The 21,356-nt window shown below is 44.6% G+C and carries 23 protein-coding genes; 18 read left to right on the top strand and 5 right to left on the bottom strand.

From position 1 onward, the window contains the following. Window positions 1-66: 66 nt before the first annotated feature. The 4 genes from pheS (at window position 67) to CHH58_RS06800 (ending at window position 4,515) form a co-directional block, all read left to right on the top strand. Window positions 67-1,101: a phenylalanine--tRNA ligase subunit alpha gene (gene pheS, locus CHH58_RS06815; RefSeq protein WP_095262241.1), complete on the top strand. Its 1,035-nt coding sequence runs from the start codon at window positions 67-69 to the stop codon at window positions 1,099-1,101. 15 nt (window positions 1,102-1,116) lie between these two features. After that, window positions 1,117-3,543 carry a phenylalanine--tRNA ligase subunit beta gene (gene pheT, locus CHH58_RS06810; protein WP_095262240.1) on the top strand — a complete coding sequence of 809 codons (2,427 nt, stop codon included), beginning with the start codon at window positions 1,117-1,119 and terminating at the stop codon, window positions 3,541-3,543. A 66-nt stretch (window positions 3,544-3,609) separates the two neighbouring features. Next, complete coding sequence (locus CHH58_RS06805) at window positions 3,610-4,062, top strand: NUDIX hydrolase (protein ID WP_095262239.1); 453 nt, start codon at window positions 3,610-3,612, stop codon at window positions 4,060-4,062. 147 nt (window positions 4,063-4,209) lie between these two features. Beyond that, window positions 4,210-4,515 carry a hypothetical protein gene (locus CHH58_RS06800; protein WP_095232966.1) on the top strand — a complete coding sequence of 102 codons (306 nt, stop codon included), beginning with the start codon at window positions 4,210-4,212 and terminating at the stop codon, window positions 4,513-4,515. On the opposite strand, the gene rnhC is transcribed toward CHH58_RS06800, so the two are convergent. Further along, window positions 4,512-5,498 carry a ribonuclease HIII gene (rnhC, locus tag CHH58_RS06795; RefSeq protein WP_306452912.1) on the bottom strand — a complete coding sequence of 329 codons (987 nt, stop codon included), beginning with the start codon at window positions 5,496-5,498 and terminating at the stop codon, window positions 4,512-4,514. The two genes, CHH58_RS06800 and rnhC, sit on opposite strands and share 4 nt — an antisense overlap. 117 nt (window positions 5,499-5,615) lie before the next feature. On the opposite strand from rnhC, the gene zapA reads away from it, so the two are divergent. The 9 genes from zapA (at window position 5,616) to CHH58_RS06750 (ending at window position 14,645) form a co-directional block, all read left to right on the top strand. Continuing rightward, the gene (gene zapA, locus CHH58_RS06790) at window positions 5,616-5,891 is read left to right on the top strand and encodes a cell division protein ZapA (RefSeq protein ID WP_038562093.1); all 276 of its coding nucleotides are present in this window, start codon (window positions 5,616-5,618) and stop codon (window positions 5,889-5,891) included. Then, window positions 5,884-6,450: a CvpA family protein gene (locus CHH58_RS06785; protein ID WP_095222221.1), complete on the top strand. Its 567-nt coding sequence runs from the start codon at window positions 5,884-5,886 to the stop codon at window positions 6,448-6,450. The genes zapA and CHH58_RS06785 overlap by 8 nt, the downstream gene beginning before the upstream one ends. A 64-nt stretch (window positions 6,451-6,514) precedes the next feature. After that, entirely contained in the window at window positions 6,515-8,230 is a 1,716-nt protein-coding gene (polX, locus tag CHH58_RS06780) for a DNA polymerase/3'-5' exonuclease PolX (protein WP_095226638.1), read from the top strand. 24 nt (window positions 8,231-8,254) lie between these two features. Beyond that, complete coding sequence (locus tag CHH58_RS06775; RefSeq protein ID WP_095226639.1) at window positions 8,255-10,597, top strand: endonuclease MutS2; 2,343 nt, start codon at window positions 8,255-8,257, stop codon at window positions 10,595-10,597. A gap of 20 nt (window positions 10,598-10,617) precedes the next feature. Further along, window positions 10,618-11,022 (top strand): DUF350 domain-containing protein, encoded by a 405-nt coding sequence (locus tag CHH58_RS06770; protein ID WP_038562084.1) that lies wholly within the window; start codon window positions 10,618-10,620, stop codon window positions 11,020-11,022. A gap of 99 nt (window positions 11,023-11,121) precedes the next feature. Beyond that, complete coding sequence (gene trxA / locus CHH58_RS06765) at window positions 11,122-11,436, top strand: thioredoxin (protein ID WP_038562082.1); 315 nt, start codon at window positions 11,122-11,124, stop codon at window positions 11,434-11,436. 79 nt (window positions 11,437-11,515) lie between these two features. Further along, window positions 11,516-13,330: an excinuclease ABC subunit UvrC gene (uvrC, locus tag CHH58_RS06760; protein ID WP_095226640.1), complete on the top strand. Its 1,815-nt coding sequence runs from the start codon at window positions 11,516-11,518 to the stop codon at window positions 13,328-13,330. Between the two features lie 134 nt (window positions 13,331-13,464). After that, window positions 13,465-13,911, top strand: coding sequence for a YxiJ family protein (locus CHH58_RS06755; protein ID WP_095262238.1), 447 nt, complete (start codon window positions 13,465-13,467; stop codon window positions 13,909-13,911). 389 nt (window positions 13,912-14,300) lie between these two features. Then, a complete protein-coding gene (locus tag CHH58_RS06750) occupies window positions 14,301-14,645 on the top strand; it encodes a hypothetical protein (RefSeq protein ID WP_095262237.1) in 345 nt (114 codons plus the stop codon). A gap of 145 nt (window positions 14,646-14,790) precedes the next feature. Here CHH58_RS06750 and CHH58_RS06745 read toward each other — a convergent pair whose 3' ends face one another. Further along, the gene (locus tag CHH58_RS06745; protein ID WP_095226643.1) at window positions 14,791-15,234 is read right to left on the bottom strand and encodes a YslB family protein; all 444 of its coding nucleotides are present in this window, start codon (window positions 15,232-15,234) and stop codon (window positions 14,791-14,793) included. A 319-nt stretch (window positions 15,235-15,553) separates the two neighbouring features. On the opposite strand from CHH58_RS06745, the gene CHH58_RS06740 reads away from it, so the two are divergent. The 3 genes from CHH58_RS06740 to sdhB are packed head-to-tail and all read left to right on the top strand — an operon-like array spanning window position 15,554 to window position 18,752. Next, the gene (locus CHH58_RS06740; RefSeq protein WP_038562061.1) at window positions 15,554-16,174 is read left to right on the top strand and encodes a succinate dehydrogenase cytochrome b558 subunit; all 621 of its coding nucleotides are present in this window, start codon (window positions 15,554-15,556) and stop codon (window positions 16,172-16,174) included. Between the two features lie 32 nt (window positions 16,175-16,206). Then, the gene (gene sdhA / locus CHH58_RS06735) at window positions 16,207-17,976 is read left to right on the top strand and encodes a succinate dehydrogenase flavoprotein subunit (protein ID WP_095226644.1); all 1,770 of its coding nucleotides are present in this window, start codon (window positions 16,207-16,209) and stop codon (window positions 17,974-17,976) included. Further along, window positions 17,976-18,752, top strand: coding sequence for a succinate dehydrogenase iron-sulfur subunit (gene sdhB / locus CHH58_RS06730; protein ID WP_095262236.1), 777 nt, complete (start codon window positions 17,976-17,978; stop codon window positions 18,750-18,752). The genes sdhA and sdhB overlap by 1 nt, the downstream gene beginning before the upstream one ends. A 42-nt stretch (window positions 18,753-18,794) precedes the next feature. Here sdhB and CHH58_RS06725 read toward each other — a convergent pair whose 3' ends face one another. Together CHH58_RS06725 and CHH58_RS06720 are read right to left on the bottom strand one after the other, a co-directional pair. After that, complete coding sequence (locus tag CHH58_RS06725; RefSeq protein ID WP_095232960.1) at window positions 18,795-19,319, bottom strand: TetR/AcrR family transcriptional regulator; 525 nt, start codon at window positions 19,317-19,319, stop codon at window positions 18,795-18,797. A gap of 1 nt (window position 19,320) precedes the next feature. After that, window positions 19,321-20,019, bottom strand: coding sequence for an MBL fold metallo-hydrolase (locus CHH58_RS06720; RefSeq protein WP_095226646.1), 699 nt, complete (start codon window positions 20,017-20,019; stop codon window positions 19,321-19,323). 130 nt (window positions 20,020-20,149) lie between these two features. Between CHH58_RS06720 and CHH58_RS06715 the strand changes: the two genes are divergently transcribed. Both CHH58_RS06715 and CHH58_RS06710 read left to right on the top strand, forming a co-directional pair. Then, window positions 20,150-20,335, top strand: coding sequence for a hypothetical protein (locus tag CHH58_RS06715; RefSeq protein ID WP_095226647.1), 186 nt, complete (start codon window positions 20,150-20,152; stop codon window positions 20,333-20,335). Between the two features lie 56 nt (window positions 20,336-20,391). Further along, window positions 20,392-21,090, top strand: coding sequence for a peptidase E (locus CHH58_RS06710; RefSeq protein ID WP_095262235.1), 699 nt, complete (start codon window positions 20,392-20,394; stop codon window positions 21,088-21,090). Window positions 21,091-21,099: 9 nt separating this feature from the next. Here the strand turns inward: CHH58_RS06710 and CHH58_RS18345 are convergent, their stop codons facing one another. Further along, on the bottom strand, window positions 21,100-21,267 hold the full coding sequence (locus CHH58_RS18345) for a hypothetical protein (RefSeq protein WP_170937548.1): 168 nt from the start codon (window positions 21,265-21,267) through the stop codon (window positions 21,100-21,102). Window positions 21,268-21,356 lie beyond the last annotated feature (89 nt).

Genomic DNA, 21,356 nt, shown 5'->3' with positions numbered 1-21,356 from the left:
TGAAAGCTCGTCCCTTTTCGGAGGGAGGGGCTTTTTTTATGCTCAAAAATCATAGGAGGCAAAAGCATGAGAGAAAAGCTCGAAGCATTACAAGCAGAAGCCATCGAGAAAGTACAGTTAGCAGACAATCTGCAGAGTTTGCAGGATGTGCGCGTCGCTTATTTAGGGAAAAAAGGTCCAATCACTGAAGTACTTCGCGGCATGGGAAAACTTTCTCCTGAAGAACGTCCGGTTATCGGTGAATTGGCAAACAAAGTCCGTGAGGCAATAGCGACTGCTCTAGATAATAAAAAGAATTTGCTGGAAGAAGCAGCACTTAATGAACAGCTGCAACAAGAGGCAATCGATGTCACATTGCCAGGACGCCCCGTTAAAGCAGGCGGCCCGCATCTTTTGACTAGTATCATTGAAGAAGTGGAAGATCTTTTCCTCGGCATGGGATTTGAAATTAAAGAAGGTCCAGAAGTGGAAACAGATTATTTCAACTTTGAAGCACTGAACTTGCCGCAGGACCACCCTGCACGTGATATGCAGGACAGCTTTTATGTTACAGATCACCTGCTTTTGCGCACGCAGACTTCCCCGGTTCAAGCTCGTACAATGCGTGAATACGACGGCAATAAAGCGATCAAAATGATCTGCCCAGGTATTGTGTACCGCCGTGATACAGATGATGCAACGCATTCGCATCAGTTCACCCAAATTGAGGGTCTGCTAGTCGATAAAAATGTACGCATGAGTGACTTAAAAGGCGTTCTGCTTGAATTCTCTCGCAAACTGTTCGGAGCCGACCGTGAAATCCGTCTGCGTCCTAGCTTCTTTCCGTTCACAGAGCCATCTGTTGAGGTCGATGTAACATGTAAGGTTTGTGACGGTAAAGGCTGTAACGTATGTAAGCATACTGGCTGGATCGAAATCCTCGGGGCTGGTATGGTGCATTCCAACGTCCTTCGTATGAGCGGCTATGATCCGGAAGAATATTCTGGCTTCGCATTTGGTATGGGTGTTGAGCGGATTGCGATGCTCAAGTACGGTGTCGATGATATCCGTCACTTCTATACAAATGATGTACGATTCCTATCGCAATACCATAAGGCATAACGGGAGGCAAAAACGATGTATGTATCTTTGAATTGGCTTAAGCAATATGTAGACATAGATAATATTACGCCGGAGGAGCTGGCAGAAAAAATCACACGCTCCGGAATTGAAGTAGAAAGTATCGAACGCGTAGCACCAGAAAGCACAAATGTTGTCGTAGGCTACGTGGAGAGCTGTGAACAGCATCCGAACGCAGACAAATTGAACCTTTGCCAAATCAATGTTGGCACAGAAACATATCAAATTATCTGCGGTGCACCGAATATCGCCCAAGGACAAAAGATTGCTGCGGCACTGCCGGGAGCGCGTCTTCCAGGCGGCGTAAAAATCAAAAAAGCAAAACTGCGCGGCGTGGAATCGCATGGCATGGTCTGCTCGTTGCAAGAACTGGGCATCGATGAAAAATTCGTGCCGAAGGATGTTACAGATGGTATTTTCGTTTTCCCTGAAGATACGGAAGTTGGTACTCCAGTAGCAGAATTGCTGAACTTGGATGATGTTATTTTAGAGCTTGGTTTAACGCCAAACCGTGCTGATGCAATGAGCATGCTTGGAGTTGCTTATGAAGTAGCAGCCATTCTTGGCAAAGAAGTCAAGCAGCCCGAAGAAACGTATCAGACAAGTGACAGCAAGGCAGCTGATCTTGTATCAGTAAAAGTGGAAGATGGCGAGCTTAACCCGTATTACGGCGGGTTCGTCATTGAAGACGTGACAATTGGTGCATCACCGCTGTGGATGCGCAATTACTTGATGGCAGCAGGCATTCGTCCAATCAACAACGTTGTTGACATTACGAACTATGTGCTGCTCGTATACGGACAACCACTGCACGCGTTTGATTATGATAAAGTTGCAACGAAGGAAATCGTCGTGCGTTCTGCTAAGCAGGGCGAGAAAATCCAAACATTGGATGATCAGGAGCGCACATTAAAAGGCGATGAAATTGTCATTACGAACGGTAATGAGCCAATTGCTCTTGCGGGTGTGATGGGCGGAGCTAACTCAGAGGTTTCCGATGATACGAAAACAGTATTGCTGGAAGCAGCATATTTTGAGGCACGTGCCATCCGCCGCTCCAGCAAGCATCATAACTTGCGCAGTGAAGCGAGTGCACGCTATGAAAAAGGCATCGATCCGAATCGTGTGCAGCGAGCTGGAGCATATGCAGCGCGTCTTCTAGCTGAGTATGCTGGCGGCAAGATTGCACAAGGTATTGTGGCATTCGACGAGCTTGATCGTGAAGAGAAGCAAGTCAAGATTGATACAGCAAGTGTGAATAACCGTCTAGGTACAACAATTTCTGATGAAGAAATCGCGAGCATCCTGACCAAATTACAGTTCGGATTTGAAAAAGATAACAGTCAGTTCACTGTCTTCGTACCAACAAGACGTGGAGACATCAGCTTGTTCGAAGATATGCTGGAAGAAATCGCCCGTATTTACGGCTATGATAATATCCCTTACACATTGCCTGAAGGAGAAGCATCCGCTGGTAAACTGACTACCAAGCAATACTTGAAGCGTCAGCTGAAGCAATACCTACAAGGTGCAGGACTGATGGAAACGATCACGTACTCCTTGACAAGCAAAGCACGCACAGAGATGCTAGTGAGTCCTGATGTGAAAGAAGAGACAGTTTATCCGGTTGCACTGAAAATGCCGATGAGTGAAGAACACAGCCATTTGCGCCTTAGCATCATTCCAGAACTTGTGGATATACTTTCCTACAACGTCGCTCGTAAACAAGAAAACTTGGGCTATTTCGAATTTGGTCGTGTTTTCCTTTCCAAAGAGGAACAAATTTCTGAGCAGCCGACCGAAACAGCGCGTCTTGCCGGAGCGTTGACTGGTGCTTGGATGGAACAGCCATGGCAGCAAGAGAAGAAGCCTGTCGACTTTTATGTAGCAAAAGGAATTGTCGAGGGGATCTTTGCGCAGCTTGATCTTGAACCTGTATTCCAGCAGGCACAAGTCGATGGCTACCACCCAGGACGTACAGCAACTGTTTCCCTTAACGGCAAAGTTGTCGGCGTAGTCGGTCAGCTTCATCCGACAGTTCAAAAAGCATTCGATCTTAAGGAAACATATGTGTTTGATTTAGATATCGCTTATTTGATGGATCAATATGAGGAAGTGCCAAGCTTCCGTACTATTCCGCGTCATCCTTCTGTTACGAGAGATATCGCGCTAGTTGTGGATGAAGCTGCGTACGCAGGTGACATCCAGCGTACAATCCAAGAAGCAGGCGGAGATCTTGTTCAGCAGGTACAGATCTTTGATGTATACCAAGGTGAGCACATGGAAGCAGGCAAGAAATCAATCGCCTACACAGTGCTCTATCAGGATCCAACACGCACCCTGACAGATGAAGAAGTAGAGGCATCTTATAACAATATCATCGAAAATGTGAAAGCGAAGCATGATGCAGAATTAAGAAGTTAAGTTGAAGGATAACGAAGCTCGTGGAGCTTTGTTATCCTTTTTTTATCATTTGAAGGAGGAGAAAAAATGGATTATATCTCTTACATACGGAGTAAAGTAGGAAACGAGAAAGTAATCATGGTGGTTGCAGGAGCTTTCGTTCAAAACAAAGCAGGAGATCTATTATTGCAAAAAAGAAAAGACACAGATGAGTGGGGATTGCCCGGGGGCTTTATGGAAATGGGAGAGAGCACTCCGGACACAGCCAGACGTGAGGTATTCGAAGAAACTGGTCTATGCCTTGGCGAACTGCAGCTGTTTCGAGTATACTCTGGACCGGAATTTGACAAGACTTTTGTCAATGGTGATCAAGTGTCACTGGTACAAGTTTTATATAGATGTCGAGAATTCACTGGCGAACTGATTAGATCCAATAGCGAGTCTGCTGATAATAGTTTTTTCAAGCTGAAAGCATTACCTGAAGAGTTGTTCCAGGAGCATATATCACTCATTGAGGATTTTCAACAAGCGTTGAAATAAATGAATGTTAAAACAATGAGATTAGCGATAACTAAAGCAAATTTAAAACACATGAGGAAACGCAAGTGTCGCTGCGCTATTATCGGGAATTATAACGTTAAAAGGCATAAATCCTGTCTATACTGGTAATAAGCGAGGGGATAAGAAATGGCAAGGCAGCAATCAGGAAGATGCAAGCTCTGTGGCAGGGACGAGGTCACCTTGACAGAGCATCATCTGATCCCGAAGGAAATGGGTGGCACATTTCTGGATACAGCCATGATCTGTATACCATGCCATAAGCAAATTCATGCTTTATATACGAATGAGGAGCTTGCGGCAAGGCTGCATAGTATTGAAGCCTTGCGGACGGACGAGAAACTGTCTAAATACATCAAATGGATCCGTAAACAGCCTGCGGGCAGGCTTGTTCGGACAAGGAAATCAAACAGCCGTCGCGGATACGGCCGTTAGACAAACTTCTCTGCTTTTGCGCTATTGGCGAAATGCATTTTTGTAAACACAGGCAATGCTTGGCGTCCATGTGTACGGATAAGGCGACCGGCTGCTTGATCGACAGCAGCGCTTGCTCCTTTTGGAATCGTGAAGCCTGCCTGTTTGGACAGTTTATCCATCTCCCTTACAAAGCTTGCCCGGGAAATGATCGAAGCGGCAGCAACGGCAAGGGAATGGCTTTCTGCCTTTGTCATAAAGCTCACGTTCTGCTGAAGTCTTTCATCTTCTGTAGCAAGGTGTTTGATATACGTTGATGGAAGCTGGAACTGGTCAATCAGAATTCCCTCTGGCTGCGTTGGTGCAATCTTAGCCAGCAGGTTTTGGATGGCATGATGATGCATCATCGTTTTCATCTTTCCTTGGGACCAACCACGCTGCTGGAGCTGATTGTATCTCTCGTTACGCATCACGAGCAGGGAGTATGGAAGCTCCACGTGCATTAGATCCTTGGCAATACGCTGGATCGCATCATCCTTTAAAAGCTTAGAGTCTTTGACTCCGAGTTCTTTCAAAAGGGCGAACTGGCTTTTGTCTACATATACACTTGCCACCGTAATCGGGCCGAAGAAATCGCCAGTCCCTGCTTCATCCGAGCCGATATGGGAAGAAGAAAATAAAGTCGGAGCTGGGGCATACCTGTGATCATTAACACTTGGTTTCAGGCCTGCAGGTCCTTTAGGAGCAGGATGTTTGTGATCTTTGACACCTGGCTTTGGGCCTTTCGGTGGAGCCGATGCAGTTCCCCATTTATTTGCTTCTGTTTCCGGCGCTTTACCTTGGAAAAGTACTTTTCCGGATTTGTATGCTGTGATGGAACAGCTCGGTGTCTTCGCTGAAAAGATAGCTCCAGGAGGGGCAGGTTTCTCAGTACGGCTGTAATTTACTTTCATCTGCTGGATCGTGTCCAGCGGCAGTTGCAAAACAATTTGTCCCACGTTCATCTCTCCAATCTGACAATTAGTATAGCATGCCGTTTGTCTATACAGAATAGTTTCCTAAATCGACACCTTCATGTTACTATAAAGACTAGTATTATAAGAGAAGTGAGGGGAGATAACGTGTCCCAATCTGATAAAACACGTGTTACGGTGGAGATACATAACCGGTCCTATACAATTGTCGGACAAGAGCCAGCCCATCGCATGCGGATGGTGGCAAGCCTTGTCGACCAGAAGATGTCGGAGATCCATCAAGCGAATCCGAATCTTGATACCGCTAAACTGGCCGTATTGACGGCTGTGAATACAACTAATGATTATTTAAAACTGAAAGAAGAGTATGCACAATTGCTAGGCTCTATTACAAGGAAAGAGGCTAGAAAGGATAATGATTGATTTACTTATTATCGCCATGCTCCTGTTCGGCGTACTCGTCGGCCTTAAGCGTGGCTTCATCATGCAGCTGTTTCATTTAGCAAGCTTTGTCGTATCATTCATTGTAGCAGCTATATATTATGATCAGCTCGCACCGAAGCTCGAACTTTGGATTCCGTATCCGGATATATCTTCCGATAGCGCCTGGTCTGATATATTCGGAGCAGTACCGCTCGATCAGGTTTTCTACAATGCAATTGCGTTCGCAATTTTGTTCTTTGCGACGAAAATCATCCTGCATATCATCGGATCCATGCTTGATTTCATAGCAGATTTGCCGATTTTGCGCTCAGTTAATAAGTTACTCGGCGGCGTTCTCGGATTTGTTGAAATCTATCTGCTTGTATTCGTGATATTGTATCTATCGGTATTGCTGCCGATCACACCAGTGCAGGAAGCGCTGGACAGGTCAATACTCGCAGCATGGATCGTGGAACATACACCATATATTTCTGGTGAGATCAAGGATCTATGGCTGAATCACGTTGCAAATAAATTACCCACAGAATTGATGGGATGAAATGCTTAACCCTTGCGGCATCGTGCGCAAGGGTTTTCTACCTTGTTTTGAAAGGATGAGAGGTATGGCTATCAATAAAAAGGACGTAGTAAAACTGCTTGAGACAATTGCAATTTATCTTGAGCTAAAAGGGGAAAATACATTTAAGGTGTCCGCTTACCGGAAAGCTGCAGCGGCACTGGAAGCAAATGACCAATCCATAGATGAAATAGAGGACTTTACGAAGCTAAACGGAATCGGTAAGGGAACGGCGGCAGTTATCGAGGAATACATCAAAGACGAACAGTCTGATACATTACGTCAGCTGCAGGAAGAAGTGCCAGAAGGATTAGTCCCTCTGCTTGATTTGCCTGGCCTAGGCGGGAAGAAGCTGGCCAAGCTGTATCAGGAGCTAGGCGTTATTGATGCAGCTAGCTTGAAAGAAGCAGTCGAATCAGGTAAAGTCGCATCGTTAAGCGGCTTCGGTAAGAAATCTGCCGAAAAGATTCTCGATGGCCTTGCGAATGTTGGATCTAGACCAGAACGTATTCCAATCGCAATGATGCTGCCCTTGGCTGAACGAATCGAGTCCTTCCTGGAATCATTGGACGATATTGAGCAGTATGCCCGTGCAGGAAGTCTGCGGCGGATGCAGGAAACAGTGAAGGATTTGGATTTCATCATCGCAACCAATGATCCAAAAAGTGTCCAAGAGCAGCTGCTTACAATCGATAACTTAAAAGAAGTCATCGCTAAAGGCGATACGAAAGTGTCTGTCACGTTAGAAGAAGGCTATGACATCAACGTAGACTTCCGATTGATCGAACCAGCAGCATTCGCAACAACGCTCCACCATTTCACAGGTTCTGCTGATCATAATGTAGCTTTGCGTCAGCTGGCGAAAAAACGTGGTGAGCGTATTAGTGAATATGGTGTTGAGAATGTAGAGACAGGGGAATTAACAACCTTCCAATCTGAAAAGGAATTTTTCGGACACTTTGGTTTGTCTTTCATTCCGCCTGAAGTAAGAGAAGCGCAAGGTGAACTAGAGAGCTTCAAGCAGGAAATGCCGCTCGTTCAGCTATCGGATATCCAAGGCGATTTGCATATGCACTCAACTTGGAGTGATGGCGCCCAGTCGATCGAGCAGATGGCCAAACAGGCGATAGAGCTTGGCTACTCTTATATAGCAATCACGGACCACTCTAAGTATCTTAAAGTGGCCAATGGACTGGATGAGAAACGACTACGGAAACAACGCGAAGAAATAGAGCGCATCAATGCGTTGTATCCGGACTTTCATATATTCGCTGGTGTGGAAATGGATATCCTGCCAGATGCTCGTTTAGATTTTGAGGATGACTTCCTGCAAGAAATGGATTACGTCATTGGTGCAATTCATTCCAGCTTCTCGCAATCAGCTGATCAAATCAAAGAACGTCTGACTGCGGCGCTTGAGCATCCAAACGTCAATGTCATCGCTCATCCAACCGGCCGCCTTATCGGAAGAAGAGCCGGCTATGCGGCCGATCCTGACTGGCTCCTTGAAAAGGCTGCTGAGACAGGTACCGTCATCGAGCTGAATGCCAACCCTAACCGGCTGGATCTGTCATGGACATATTTGAAGAAAGCCCAAGAGCTTGGAGTGAAGATTGCTGTTAATACAGATGCGCATAGTTATGCAACGCTATCATTCATGGAAGTCGGTGTGGCGATGGCACGTAAAGGCTGGCTAAAACCAGAGACGGTCATCAATACATGGTCTAAGCAACAATTAATGGAGCTTTTTCAGCGCAGCTAACAGCTTAAAAAGTGGGGGGAAAACATGAATAAACGAATATTCCGAGTACTGGAATTCGATAAAATCATACAGAAGCTAAGTGAACAAGCAGCATCATCACTTGGTAAAAAAAGAGCCATGAAAATACAGCCAGCGACAGAGCTGGAGGAAGTAGAACAGCTTCAGGCAGAAACAGATGAAGCAGCTTCTGTCATCCGTCTTCGTGGCGGTATACCGCTTGGCGGCATCTATGACATTCATGCAAGCGTCAAGCGTGCAGTTATCGGAGGTATTCTAAACGCCAATGAATGCCTTGATATTGCCAGCACAATTTATGGCGGCAAAAACTTGAAGCATTTCATCGAAGAGCTGGAAGAACCGGAGATGCCGATCATCCGCAGTCTTGTTGATCAGCTTATATCATTGAGTGATTTGGAGCGTCATATTAAGAGTGCAATTGATGATCATGGTCGAGTGATGGATGGAGCTTCAGAACGACTCCGCGGTATCCGTTCCCGCATCCGTACGAACGAAAGCAGAGTACGGGAGAAACTTGATTCCTATACCAGGTCTAAAAGCAAGATGTTGTCAGATTCCATCATAACAATTCGGAATGACCGTTATGTACTGCCAGTAAAACAAGAATACCGCGGGGCAATCGGCGGCATCGTCCATGATCAGTCTTCCTCTGGTCAGACTTTATTTATGGAACCGCAGGCTGTTGTAGATTTAAACAACCAGCTTCAGGAAGCAAGAGCACAGGAAAAAGCAGAGATTGAACGTATTCTGAAGGAAATAAGTATGCGAGTTGCGGAAGATGAAGCAATTTTGCTTGCAAATATCGAGATACTTGGTCAAATTGATTTCATTTCAGCACGTGCCAAGCTAGGTACAGTTATGCGTTGCTCTATGCCGAAAATGAATGACAAAGGTATTATTCATTTGAAGCAGGCAAGACATCCGCTGATTGATCAAGAGCAGGTAGTAGCAAATGATATCGATCTTGGAGAAGATTACTCTACCATCGTAATCACTGGTCCGAATACCGGCGGTAAAACCGTTACAATCAAGACTATCGGCTTGTTCACGCTTATGGCCCAGTCAGGTCTTCAGGTGCCTGCGCTCGATGGCGGTGAAATGGCAGTCTTTACGGAAGTGTTCGCAGACATCGGTGATGAACAATCCATTGAACAGAGCTTGAGTACATTTAGCTCGCACATGGTTAACATTGTAGATATTCTGAAGCAAGTTGATCATGAATCGCTCGTACTATTTGATGAGCTTGGTGCCGGAACAGATCCGCAGGAAGGTGCGGCACTGGCCATGAGCATACTCGATGAAACGATAAAACGCGGTGCAACTGTTGTTGCGACGACGCATTATCCTGAGCTGAAGGCATATGGCTATAACCGCGACCGCGTCGTAAATGCTAGTGTGGAGTTTGATGTCGAAACACTCAGACCGACATATCGCTTGCTGATCGGTGTACCAGGCCGCAGTAATGCATTCGAGATTTCCAGACGTCTTGGCTTAAAGGAATCCATCATTGATAGTGCCAAGGAATTAATCGGAACCGATTCGAAGAGTGTTGAAAACATGATTGCATCTCTGGAAACATCCCGTAGAGAAGCAGAACATGATTATGAAACAGCTCGGGCACAGCTTGAAGAAGCCGAAACACTGAAACGCGAATTGGAGAAGCAGTGGCAGGAATTCGATAGCAAGCGTGAACGTTTATACCAAAAGGCTGAAGAAAAGGCTGCCAAAGCTGTCGAGCAGGCTAGAGAAGAAGCAGAAGAAATTGTTGCTTCTCTTCGAACAATGAAAAATCAAGCCAGTGTAAAAGAGCATGAAATCATCGAAGCCCGCAAACGACTGGAAGATGCTTCACCGGAGCTTGCGAAAAAAGGCTCCAAAGCAGCGCCGCAAACGAAGGAAAACAAGCAGCTCATGCCTGGAGATGAAGTGCTTCTTTTAACTTTGGGACAAAAAGGAACAGTTGTCGAGAAGGTCAGTGACAAAGAATATATGCTTCAGATTGGAATAATGAAAATAAAAGCGAAACGAAAAGACATCGAGTTCGTAAAGAGACAGGACGTATTAAAAGAAAAGCCGGTTGCAACAGTTAAAGGCTCCGCCTATCATGTGAGCACAGAACTGGATTTACGCGGGGAACGCTACGAGGACGCACTGCGCCGCGTCGAGAAATATGTAGATGATGCGCTGCTGGCTGGATATCCGCACGTATCGATCATACACGGTAAAGGAACGGGTGCCCTGCGTACAGGCGTGCAGGAATTAGCCAAACGCCACCGAGCAGTGAAGAATTACCGTTCTGGCGGTATGAATGAAGGCGGAACCGGTGTAACCGTGCTTGAATTTCAGTAAACAGCGGGGAGTACGGGGTTATGGAGTCATTTTGGGAAAATACGATTGTCCTGACAGCCGCGCGTTATAGCGTAGCGGTACTGAGTATCATCGTGTTTATGGCTATTTTTGAGCTGGTGACTTCCTATAAGAACTGGGAAGAAATCCGCAGGGGAAATTTGTCTGTTGCGATGGCAACAGGCGGTAAGATGTTCGGAATAGCGAACGTGCTTCGCTTCTCCTATGAACATAATGATGGTATCCTCCAGAGTATCATGTGGAGCTCCATTGGTTTTGTTATGCTGCTGATCGGCTATTTTATCTTCGAATTCCTGACACCGACGTACAAAATCGACACGGAGATCGCTAATGATAATCGGGCAGTCGGATTTATTTCGCTTGTTATTTCAGTGGGATTATCTTATGTTATAGGAGCAAGTATTTAGTGTAATGTTTAGGAATGAACGCTTCTAAGCAAACTAGTAGCGTTACGGTCTTCAGCAGTGCTATACTCGATGAAAGCTTTTATTTAGGAGGAATTTATTATGGCAATTGTAAATGCTACTGATTCAAACTTTAATACAGAAACAAGTCAAGGACTTGTCCTTGCTGACTTTTGGGCAACTTGGTGCGGACCTTGTAAAATGATCGCGCCAGTATTGGAAGAAATCGACGGCGAAATGAGCGATAAAGTTAAAATCGTAAAACTTGACGTAGATGAGAACCAAGCTACTGCTGGTAAATTCGGCGTAATGAGCATTCCAACTTTGCTTCTTTTCAAAGATGGCGAAGTTGTAGATCAAGTAATTGGCTACCAGCCAAAAGAAGCTCTTGTTGAGCTTGTTAACAAACACGCGTAAGCATTAGACATGAGATCCCTTGTTACATTTTTGTAGCAAGGGTTCCTTTATGTAAAGCACTAGTAAAAGGGGAAAGCGAATGAACAAGACGATAACTGATAAACTCGCTGTTCTACCGCCGCAGCCTGGCTGTTATTTGATGAAGGATAAAAATGGGACGGTCATTTATGTGGGAAAGTCCAAGCTCCTCCGCAACCGGGTCAGGTCCTATTTCACCGGTGCGCACGACCGCAAGACACAGCGGCTCGTCGCGGAAATTGTGGATTTCGAATATATTGTTACCTCCTCCGAAATTGAAGCACTCATTCTTGAAATGAACCTAATCAAAAAATATGATCCGAAATATAACATCCTCTTGAAGGATGATAAAACATATCCATATTTGAAAATCACAGCAGAAGAACAGCCGCGTTTGCTGGTGACACGAAAAGTGAAAAAAGATAAAGGCAAGTACTTCGGACCATATCCGAACGTAATCGCAGCCAGGGAGACAAAGAAATTGCTGGACAGACTGTACCCGCTGCGCAAATGCAATACGATGCCGGACCGTGTTTGCTTGTATTACCACATGCACCAATGTCTTGGTCCTTGTGTCTATCCTGTCTCGCAGGAGACGAACCGGAATATTGTCCAGAATATCACGACATTCCTAAACGGCGGACACCATCAGATCAAGAAGGATTTACGTCAGAAGATGCAAGAAGCTTCTGAAGAGCTCGATTTCGAGCGTGCGAAGGAGCTGCGTGACCAAATCCAGCATATTGAATCTGTCATGGAGCAGCAGAAGATGACATTGACGGATCAGACAGACCGCGATGTATTCGGCTTCGCCTATGACAAAGGCTGGATGTGTGTACAAGTATTCTTCATCCGCCAAGGTAAATTGATAGAACGTGATGTGAGTATGTTCCCATTCTTCGATGAACCAGAGGAAACATTCCTTACTTTTGTCGGACGTTTCTATCTGCACCAAAACCATTTGCTTCCTAAGCAAGTGCTCGTCCCGATCGGTACAAACGTAGAGGGATTACAGCAGCTCTTGGAAACGGATGTAGCTATTCCATATCGCGGTCGAAAGAAAGAGCTTGTCGAGCTTGCTGAAAAGAATGCAAAGATTGCCATCAAGGAGAAATTCTCACTTATAGAGCGCGATGAGGACAGGACAATCAAAGCGGTCGAATCGCTTGGGGAGAAGCTTAATATAGCGACACCACACCGTATCGAGGCATTCGATAACTCCAATATCCAAGGTAGTGATCCGGTATCTGCAATGATCGTCTTTACAGATGGCCGACCGGATAAGAAGGAATATCGGAAGTACAAGATACGTGATGTAAAAGGCCCTGATGATTACGATACGATGCGAGAAGTCATTCGCAGGCGGTATAAACGAGTGCTGCAGGATAATTTGCCTCTGCCTGACCTGATTGTCATTGATGGCGCAAAAGGGCAGATGAGCGCAGCAATAGAAGTACTGGAAGACGAACTGGGGCTTGATATACCGGTTTGCGGCCTTGCTAAGGATGATAAGCACCGGACAAGTGAATTGCTGTACGGGACGCCGCCGCAAGTTGTCGATTTCGAACGGAATGCTCAAGATTTCTATCTGGTGCAGCGTATCCAGGATGAAGTACACCGATTCGCCATCAGCTTCCACCGCCAGCTGCGCGGTAAAAGCGCAATCAAATCAAAGCTGGACGATATTCCAGGTGTTGGCGAGAAACGCAGAAGGTTGCTCATGCGTCACTTTAAATCAGTGACAGCTATTCAAGAAGCAAGCGTTGAAGAAATCGCTAAGCTAGGTATCCCGGCACCAACCGCACAAGTTATTTTGAACCATTTGAATAATCCTGAGGAAGTTATGGAAGAGCAGGAAGAAGGAGACCAGGCCTAAGATGGGCCTGGCTTTTTTGTGTGACTAATTTAGAGAACGCAGTAGATAAATGAGTAATAGATGTTCTTTTATTCTCCGTTATTCTATGATATGCTTAAATTAACATAAATTACCAGAAGAAAAAGAGGAGATATATGAGAGAAAGAAAATATATAGCTGTGCCCACAGTAAACCATCGCCAGCTTTTACAGGCTGTTGTGAAGGAGAGGTGGATAAAAACGATGGGCGAACTGTTAGCACTTCGTTTGATGGAGCCATTTCCTTATACAGATTTGCGGCGCATGATAGCAGATCACTCAGGGACGAAAGAATTGGATTTAGCGGATTGGAATACATATTGGATGGAAATTGCAGGAGCTGTGTATCATCTAATAAGAAGTAAGCTTCCTGAAAAGGGATTAATTTATTGGTGCAGCCTGAACTTCTTTCTAAGGCATCCAGAGTGGAGTAACCAGAATGACATTTTATTAAAAGAATATCCTGAGATCCATCGTGAATTCAGGGAATATGAGCGTACTCGGTTTTATGTATTGTTCTTTTATTATCAATGGACAGCTGGACAGAAGTACCTGAATAAATAGCTCGATATGGCAAGAAATGAACCAAAAAAGACTGTCAATACTTTCTCAATAGCCTGTATCTATGATGAAATCCCATTAACATTATGCATTAAATGTTGAATGGGTTGGTTCGCTATGAGAATATTTGTTTTCTGACTTCATAAAGGAACATAGGATACTGTAATGGCCCTTAAAGATTACTTTGATTTGTACTTATTATTTGTAAAATGATGTGAGGTGAAATAATGGGGTTTTACGGCTTACTTTTTTAGGAGTAGCTGTAGGAGCTATAGTCTGTGCTATAGCGTGGATATTTAATAAACAAACTAAGTTTCATATTCCACTAGTATTTCCAAGTATGTGTTTCGGTATCTTAATTATAGCTGCAGGACTAATAGTGGGGGCTTGGAATGGTATGGCTATTTCCATTATCGGACTTGGGACACTGGCTTTTACTATTTTGCCGGTGGGAGGCATATTGGTTAACCAATATCAAAGTAAGAAGGGTAATGGATGCAAATAGGAGGGGCTTTACGTTATTTAGTTATAAGAACTTTTTCAAAGGTCCTGTTGCTATATGCACCTTGTGTGCATTATTGTCCTTAACACTTGGTACATTAAATTTGCTGCTTATCAAGTTCACCCCTGAATTATGGAAACAACTAAACTTCTTAGAAGGTTTTGTTATTAATACCGTAGTATTTGGCACACTGATTAGTTTTATTTTTCCTTCTTTGCGCCTGATAAAGAAGTGAGAATAACACTTATCTTATCTGCTTTAGTTATGGGTCTTACATTATGCTCCATAACTGTTGTAACAGGTATTTTTTAAGATGAAACAATAAAAAATGACGTGTAAGATACACACGTCACTTTTTTCAATTTTATAGGTTGAATCCATCAATCTTCCTTAGCAAAATAAACATTAAACTGGACATGTTCCTTTTTCGGCACATTTTCGTCCACACATTCACAAGCGAGCTCCTTGATCTGCTCGATGCTTGCAGCGAGGAAGCCTGCTTCCATTCTGTACTCTTGTCCGACTCCGACGTTCCATCTATGTATAACTGGTGCTCCCGAGAGTTCGAATGTCATTTCATGCCGTTTTTGTTTGACTAAGCTCAAGTTCCCCCAGCCCATCTGGATAAAAAAGTCCTCGATTTGTTCCATGGATGCCGGGTTTACTCTTCGTGCCAGTTTTTTACCCAGCACGTAAAGGATGGAGGAAGCGTCCTCACCTAATAAGTCTGGTAAACTGACAAAACGCAATATATCATGGCCGGCTCCATGAGTGATGAGCTGTTCCATATAATCCTTGTCGAATTCTTGCATTTTTTTTTGCATGCATGTCTTCCTTTCCCGCCTTGTTGCAATTACAAAGTATCTTTATTCACTTTACCATGAAAACCGGGTATACTGCCAATGTCTTTTAACTGAATTGACAATGTTTATGAAACTGACAATATTCGTCGATATTCACGTAAATTATATAAAATAAAAAAAGAGATTAGTAAATTTTTTAAAGCGTTTTCTTGACGCCTAAATTTGATAGTTATACAATAATATTGTTAATAACGGATTCGGTTTTCTTTCGGTTTTATTTTTAATCGAATTTGAAAACGCAATCATTCTGTTAATTCAGAGAGCTATTGAGGGGGTACGTATGAACGAGAATCGAGAGTTTTTCTACCGCAGGCTTCATTCGTTGTTAGGAGTGCTTCCAATCGGAATCTTCCTTATCCAGCATTTGGTCATTAACCACTTTGCTGCATATGGAAGCGGCAGCTTTAATACTGCTGCCGGTTTCATGCACAATCTTCCATTCCGCTTTGTGCTCGAATGGGTCGTCATCTACATACCGATCCTGTATCATGCCATTCTCGGTGTGTACATCGTACTGACAGGTAAGAACAATACAAGAAGATATGGATACTTCCGAAACCTGATGTTTCTGCTGCAGCGGATCACTGGTATCGTGACACTGATTTTCATCGCATGGCATGTCTATCAGACTCGCGTTATTACAATCTTTACGCAGGAAACAATCGATTTTGATTTTATGGAAGCTATTCTGACACAGCCATTTTTCTTCTGGTTCTACTTGATTGGCGTCATTTCCACAACGTTCCACTTCGCGAACGGACTATGGAGCTTCCTGGTTACTTGGGGAATCACAGTATCTCCGCGTTCCCAGCGAATCGCGACATATGCGACGCTGCTTGTGTTCCTTGGCGTAACGTATTTGGGGGTACGCTCTTTGCTGGCATTCGGCATGGGTGTATAAGATAGCGGCTTTAAGAGAGGGGACTTAAAGATATGAGTAAACGAAATATAGTTGTTGTCGGCGGGGGACTGGCAGGTTTGATGGCAACCATCAAAGCAGCAGAAGCCGGCGTTCATGTAGATTTGTTATCCATTGTTCCGGTAAAACGCTCTCACTCCGTTTGTGCACAGGGAGGCATCAACGGAGCGGTCAATACAAAGGGTGAGGGTGACTCCACCTGGGAGCATTTCGACGATACGGTTTACGGAGGGGACTTCCTTGCCAATCAAGGGCCCGTAAAAGGAATGTGCGATGCAGCACCGAGTATCATCCATATGCTCGACCGGATGGGTGTTATGTTCAACCGGACTCCAGAGGGTCTGCTTGATTTCCGCCGTTTCGGCGGTACGCAGTATCACCGGACAGCTTATGCCGGTGCGACGACTGGTCAGCAGCTGCTTTATGCACTTGATGAGCAAGTGCGGCGCTATGAGACTGCAGGTCTGGTAACAAAATATGAAGGCTGGGAATTTGTTCATGCCATCATTGATGATGAAGGTGTCGGACGCGGTATCCTGACACAGAACATCCAATCCCATGAATTGCGCGCGTTGCGAGCAGATGCTGTCATCATGGCGACAGGCGGTCCTGGTATCATCTTCGGAAAATCGACGAACTCGATCATCAACACAGGTTCTGCTGCTGGAGCTTTGTATGAGCAAGGTGCAATTTATGCGAATGGAGAGTTCATTCAGATTCATCCTACAGCCATACCGGGTGACGATAAGCTCCGCCTTATGAGTGAATCAGCACGCGGAGAAGGCGGCCGCGTTTGGACGTACAAAGATGGAGAACCTTGGTACTTCCTTGAAGAAAAATACCCGGCGTATGGAAACCTTGTGCCGCGTGATATTGCGACACGGGAAATCTTCGATGTGTGTGTTAATCAGAAGCTCGGCATCAATGGCGAAAACATGGTCTATCTTGATTTGTCCCATAAGGATCCAAAAGAGCTGGATGTGAAACTGGGCGGTATCATTGAGATTTATGAAAAATTCGCTGGTGACGATCCACGTAAGGTTCCAATGAAAATCTTCCCGGCAGTACATTACTCTATGGGCGGTCTTTGGATCAGTGATGATCAAATGACAAACATTCCAGGAATATTTGCAGCTGGGGAATGCGATTACTCCCAGCATGGTGCAAACCGTCTTGGAGCGAACTCTCTTCTGTCAGCAATTTACGGGGGAATGGTTGCCGGACCGAATGCAATCAAATATATCGACGGACTAGATAAGCATGCCGACGACATCTCCAGCAAACTATTCGACGATGCGCTTGCAAAAGAGCAAGCAAACTTCGATAAGATGATTAAGATGGATGGAAAAGAAAATGCGTACAAGCTGCACCGTGAGCTAGGTGAGTGGATGACAGATAACGTAACAGTAGTCCGTGAGAACAGTAAATTGCTCAAAACGGATGATAAATTGCAAGAACTGCAAGAGCGCTGGAACAATATCAACATTCATGATACCTCCCTTTGGAGCAACCAAGGTGTTATGTTCACCCGCCAGCTGAAGAACATGCTGCATTTGGCTCGTGTAATGACAATAGGTGCTTACATGCGGAATGAAAGCCGCGGCGCCCATTACAAACCAGAGTTCCCAGAGCGGAACGATGCAGAATTCCTAAAGACTACTATGGCTAGATATGATGAATCATCCAACTCGCCAGATATCTATTACGAAGAAGTCGACACTTCCTATATCAAGCCGAGAAAACGTGACTATAGCGCCGCGAAAGCGAAGGAGGCAAAAGCATAATGGAAGCGACGAAAACGAAGCAAGAGACGATTACAATCATTGTGACGCGTCAGAATGATCCGAGTAGCGCCCCTTATGAAGAAACCTTCCATGTACCATACCGGGAGAATATGAACGTCATCTCTGCTTTGATGGAGATCCGGAGAAACCCGGTAAATGCGGAAGGCAAGGAAACGACACCTATCTATTGGGATATGAACTGTCTGGAAGAAGTTTGCGGAGCATGTTCCATGGTTATCAATGGTACACCAAGACAGTCCTGTGCAGCACTAATCGATAAACTGGAACAGCCAATCCGTCTTGAGCCGATGGCCACGTTCCCGATTATCCGCGACTTGGCAGTTGACCGCTCTCAAATGTTCGACAGCTTGAAAAAAGTCAAAGCTTGGGTGCCGATTGATGGTACGTATGATCTCGGACCTGGTCCGCGGATGCCAGAGAAGAAAAGACAATGGGCATATGAGCTTTCCAAATGCATGACTTGCGGCGTGTGCTTGGAAGCATGCCCGAACGTAAACGATAAATCCGATTTCATCGGTCCAGCCCCGATTTCCCAAGTACGTTTGTTCAACTCCCATCCAACTGGTGCACTGAACAAAGGGGAACGTCTGGAAGCATTGATGGGTGAAGGCGGCATCGGCAGCTGCGGTAACTCACAGAACTGTGTGCAGGTATGCCCGAAAGGTATTCCGTTGACAACGTCCATTGCTGAGATGAACCGTGCAACGAATATTCAGTCGTTCAAGAACTTCTTTGGAAGTGACACGAATTACTAAAATAGAAGCCACCAGATAATGATCTGGTGGCTTTGTTTATGTTTATAAACCTCGTTCAAATATACCAACCATCTCTTCAAGTGATTTCTCCAAATCAACATCAAGTTTGAATCCTTCATGCTTATTTAAATCAATGAAGCCGTGCAGCATACTTCGGAATCCTCGGATGGCATGAATCTTTTTTGATTCACCTAATGAGTATGATGTTAAGCTATCTGCTATAAGCTGAACAAGCGCTTCACTAACTTCATTAGTTCCACCAGGAAGGGAAGACGTATACAGGCCAGGACGAGAAGAACCAAAATGGACATATGCCTTTGCTAATGACAATAGCGGCTGTGCTCCCTTTTCAGTAGATTTCAAAGCTTCATACAGTTGTTTTTGGGCAGTTTCGGCCATTGCGTGTTTGATTTCTTCTAAGTTTTTAAAATGGTTATACAAAGAGGGAGGCTTAATTGATAGAGAACGGGCGATATTTGCCATTGTGACTGCTTCGTATCCTTGCTTTTCCGCTAATGAAAGAGCGGTGTTAATGATGATTGTTTTCGTGAGCTGCATTCTTGGCATGTTATCTGGCTCCTTTTTCAGCGCGCAGTATAGCTGTGTTCATAGATGTTAACGGCTCGTGAAGCAAATCTCCATGTCCGACGGCCAAGATCTTAGGCTTTAAGTCTGCTAGCTTTTTAGCAGATTGAATTGAGATTTCTTTACTCCACGTAGCCCAGGCGGGGAATGGAAACTGCCATCTTAAATCGCCGGATACAGCTATGCCACCTCGAAGCTGGAAAGCATCTCCGACAAGAAGTGCACCATCTCGATGGTCGAACAATGCCAGCATACCTGGTGAGTGCCCAGGCGCTGATATCACTTCGAGTGATCCGACAAAAGCACCTTCGCTCAAGAACCTATCTGGCCTTGTTATGATATTTTTTGGATAACCACCCTTGATAGGAAGACCAGCTTCCATTTTCGTTCCGTTTTGAAGTATATCCCACTCCAACTGCGATAACATGACCTCTGCATTAGGTAAAGCATCTTTCAAGCTGTCTAAAGCCCCAACATGATCTGAATGGGCATGCGTTAATACAATTTTAGTTATCGGTTTTCCGATTGTACGTGCTGCTGAAAGAATAGAAGATGCTGAGGATGCTAGCGCTGCATCGACCAATGTCAATCCGTTTTCTTCTTCAACCAAATAACAGTTCACGGGAAATAGTCGTGGCATGAAAGTGAGTTGATATAGATTGTGTTGTTTTTGTATACGCATAAAGTCACACTCCAAACTAATGATATTAGTTAAACTATAAACTAATACCATTAGTTTTACAAGGGTTTATTTTCCATTTCGTGGGATATGTGTTACGGTTTAACTAAGCCTAACGAAAAGGAGGAGGAAAATGTATCGTTCTGGACTTCAGCGTTGGGGAGTGGGGTTGATTTTATTTGCTTCCTCATTGCTATTGTTGGGAACAGTGACACAAACGCCTATACTGTTTATCGTCGGGTTTTTAGTACAGGTGGTTTCTCTTGTATTACTAACGATGCATACAGGAGATAAGCATAGTGAAGGGAGAGACCGTTAATAGCTCTTTCTTTTACTGTTGGCCGGGGTATGTTGCATGATAAGGAGGAAAGCGGGATGAAAAGACAGATTATCGCTCTTGGCGGTGGTGGATTTTCAATGGAACCGGACAACTTGGCTCTCGATCGGTATATAATCTCTCAAAGCGGTAAAATAGAATCGCGTGTTTGTTTCATTCCAACCGCAAGCGGAGATAACCCGGATTATATTCGTCGCTTTTACAAAGCTTTTCATCAACTTCCGTGCAAGCCTAGTCATTTGTCATTGTTTGAACCTGAATTTGAGGACTTGCCCACATTTATATTGGGGCAGGATATCCTCTATGTCGGGGGAGGAAGTACCCGCAATATGCTCGTATTGTGGCGTGAATGGAATCTGGATAACATATTAGCTGAAGCTTACCAGAATGGAGTCATCTTGGCAGGGCTAAGCGCAGGGGCCAATTGCTGGTTTGAGGAGGGGCTGACGGATCCTTTGAACGGACCTCTGTATGCAATAGATGGGCTTGGTTTCTTATCAGGCAGTGTTTATCCTCATTTTGATGGCGAGGAGAAGCGGAGACCGAGTTTTGTAAAGGCTGTTGGTGAAGGTAGTATGAAAGAAGGCTATGGGGTTGATGATAGTGCTGCTTTACATTTCGTGGATGAACAGTTGAATCGTGCTGTATGCTCTAGGAAAGATGCTGCTGTGTATAAAATAAACAGGCAAGAAGACGGCACTTTTGAGAAAGTTATTCCGACTGCTTACCTGAATTAAATTCGTCAGTTACATTTCAACAATAAACCAGTGAATATGCGAAGCAGTTTCGGAAACCAGCTGCTTTTTCATCAATTCGGCATCTTTTATCGTATCAAATAGCTTACACATCGTACTGCCTGTCTCTTTCAGACAGCGAATGTCATCCTTCACTTCACGCATGATCACATACGCCAATATCCATCCCTCATTTATAGTTTTCTATCTAAGATGTGTTTAAAAGATTATATATCGAAGATGACCTGTTGTATAGCAGATTTTTGTAA

Source organism: Terribacillus saccharophilus (assembly GCF_002272745.1).
In the GTDB taxonomy this organism is placed as follows: Bacteria; Bacillota; Bacilli; order Bacillales; family Amphibacillaceae; genus Terribacillus; species Terribacillus saccharophilus_B.
Note: the sequence above shows the minus strand (reverse complement) of the source record. Positions and strands in the feature narration are given on the sequence as shown.

Bases quoted from the DNA above. Each gene is read 5' to 3' on its own strand.
- CHH58_RS06775 (WP_095226639.1), top strand. From the start codon at position 8,255: ATGAATAAACGAATATTCCGAGTACTGGAATTCGATAAAATCATACAG.
- CHH58_RS06770 (WP_038562084.1), top strand. From the start codon at position 10,618: ATGGAGTCATTTTGGGAAAATACGATTGTCCTGACAGCCGCGCGTTAT.
- CHH58_RS06715 (WP_095226647.1), top strand. From the start codon at position 20,150: ATGTATCGTTCTGGACTTCAGCGTTGGGGAGTGGGGTTGATTTTATTT.
- CHH58_RS06750 (WP_095262237.1), top strand. From the start codon at position 14,301: ATGGTATGGCTATTTCCATTATCGGACTTGGGACACTGGCTTTTACTA.
- CHH58_RS06785 (WP_095222221.1), top strand. From the start codon at position 5,884: ATGATTGATTTACTTATTATCGCCATGCTCCTGTTCGGCGTACTCGTC.
- CHH58_RS06720 (WP_095226646.1), bottom strand. From the start codon at position 20,019: ATGCGTATACAAAAACAACACAATCTATATCAACTCACTTTCATGCCA.
- CHH58_RS06805 (WP_095262239.1), top strand. From the start codon at position 3,610: ATGGATTATATCTCTTACATACGGAGTAAAGTAGGAAACGAGAAAGTA.
- pheS (WP_095262241.1), top strand. From the start codon at position 67: ATGAGAGAAAAGCTCGAAGCATTACAAGCAGAAGCCATCGAGAAAGTA.
- uvrC (WP_095226640.1), top strand. From the start codon at position 11,516: ATGAACAAGACGATAACTGATAAACTCGCTGTTCTACCGCCGCAGCCT.
- sdhB (WP_095262236.1), top strand. From the start codon at position 17,976: ATGGAAGCGACGAAAACGAAGCAAGAGACGATTACAATCATTGTGACG.
- trxA (WP_038562082.1), top strand. From the start codon at position 11,122: ATGGCAATTGTAAATGCTACTGATTCAAACTTTAATACAGAAACAAGT.
- CHH58_RS06710 (WP_095262235.1), top strand. From the start codon at position 20,392: ATGAAAAGACAGATTATCGCTCTTGGCGGTGGTGGATTTTCAATGGAA.
- CHH58_RS06725 (WP_095232960.1), bottom strand. From the start codon at position 19,319: ATGCCAAGAATGCAGCTCACGAAAACAATCATCATTAACACCGCTCTT.
- CHH58_RS06740 (WP_038562061.1), top strand. From the start codon at position 15,554: ATGAACGAGAATCGAGAGTTTTTCTACCGCAGGCTTCATTCGTTGTTA.
- CHH58_RS06800 (WP_095232966.1), top strand. From the start codon at position 4,210: ATGGCAAGGCAGCAATCAGGAAGATGCAAGCTCTGTGGCAGGGACGAG.
- rnhC (WP_306452912.1), bottom strand. From the start codon at position 5,498: ATGAACGTGGGACAAATTGTTTTGCAACTGCCGCTGGACACGATCCAG.
- sdhA (WP_095226644.1), top strand. From the start codon at position 16,207: ATGAGTAAACGAAATATAGTTGTTGTCGGCGGGGGACTGGCAGGTTTG.
- CHH58_RS06745 (WP_095226643.1), bottom strand. From the start codon at position 15,234: ATGCAAAAAAAAATGCAAGAATTCGACAAGGATTATATGGAACAGCTC.
- CHH58_RS06755 (WP_095262238.1), top strand. From the start codon at position 13,465: ATGAGAGAAAGAAAATATATAGCTGTGCCCACAGTAAACCATCGCCAG.
- pheT (WP_095262240.1), top strand. From the start codon at position 1,117: ATGTATGTATCTTTGAATTGGCTTAAGCAATATGTAGACATAGATAAT.
- polX (WP_095226638.1), top strand. From the start codon at position 6,515: ATGGCTATCAATAAAAAGGACGTAGTAAAACTGCTTGAGACAATTGCA.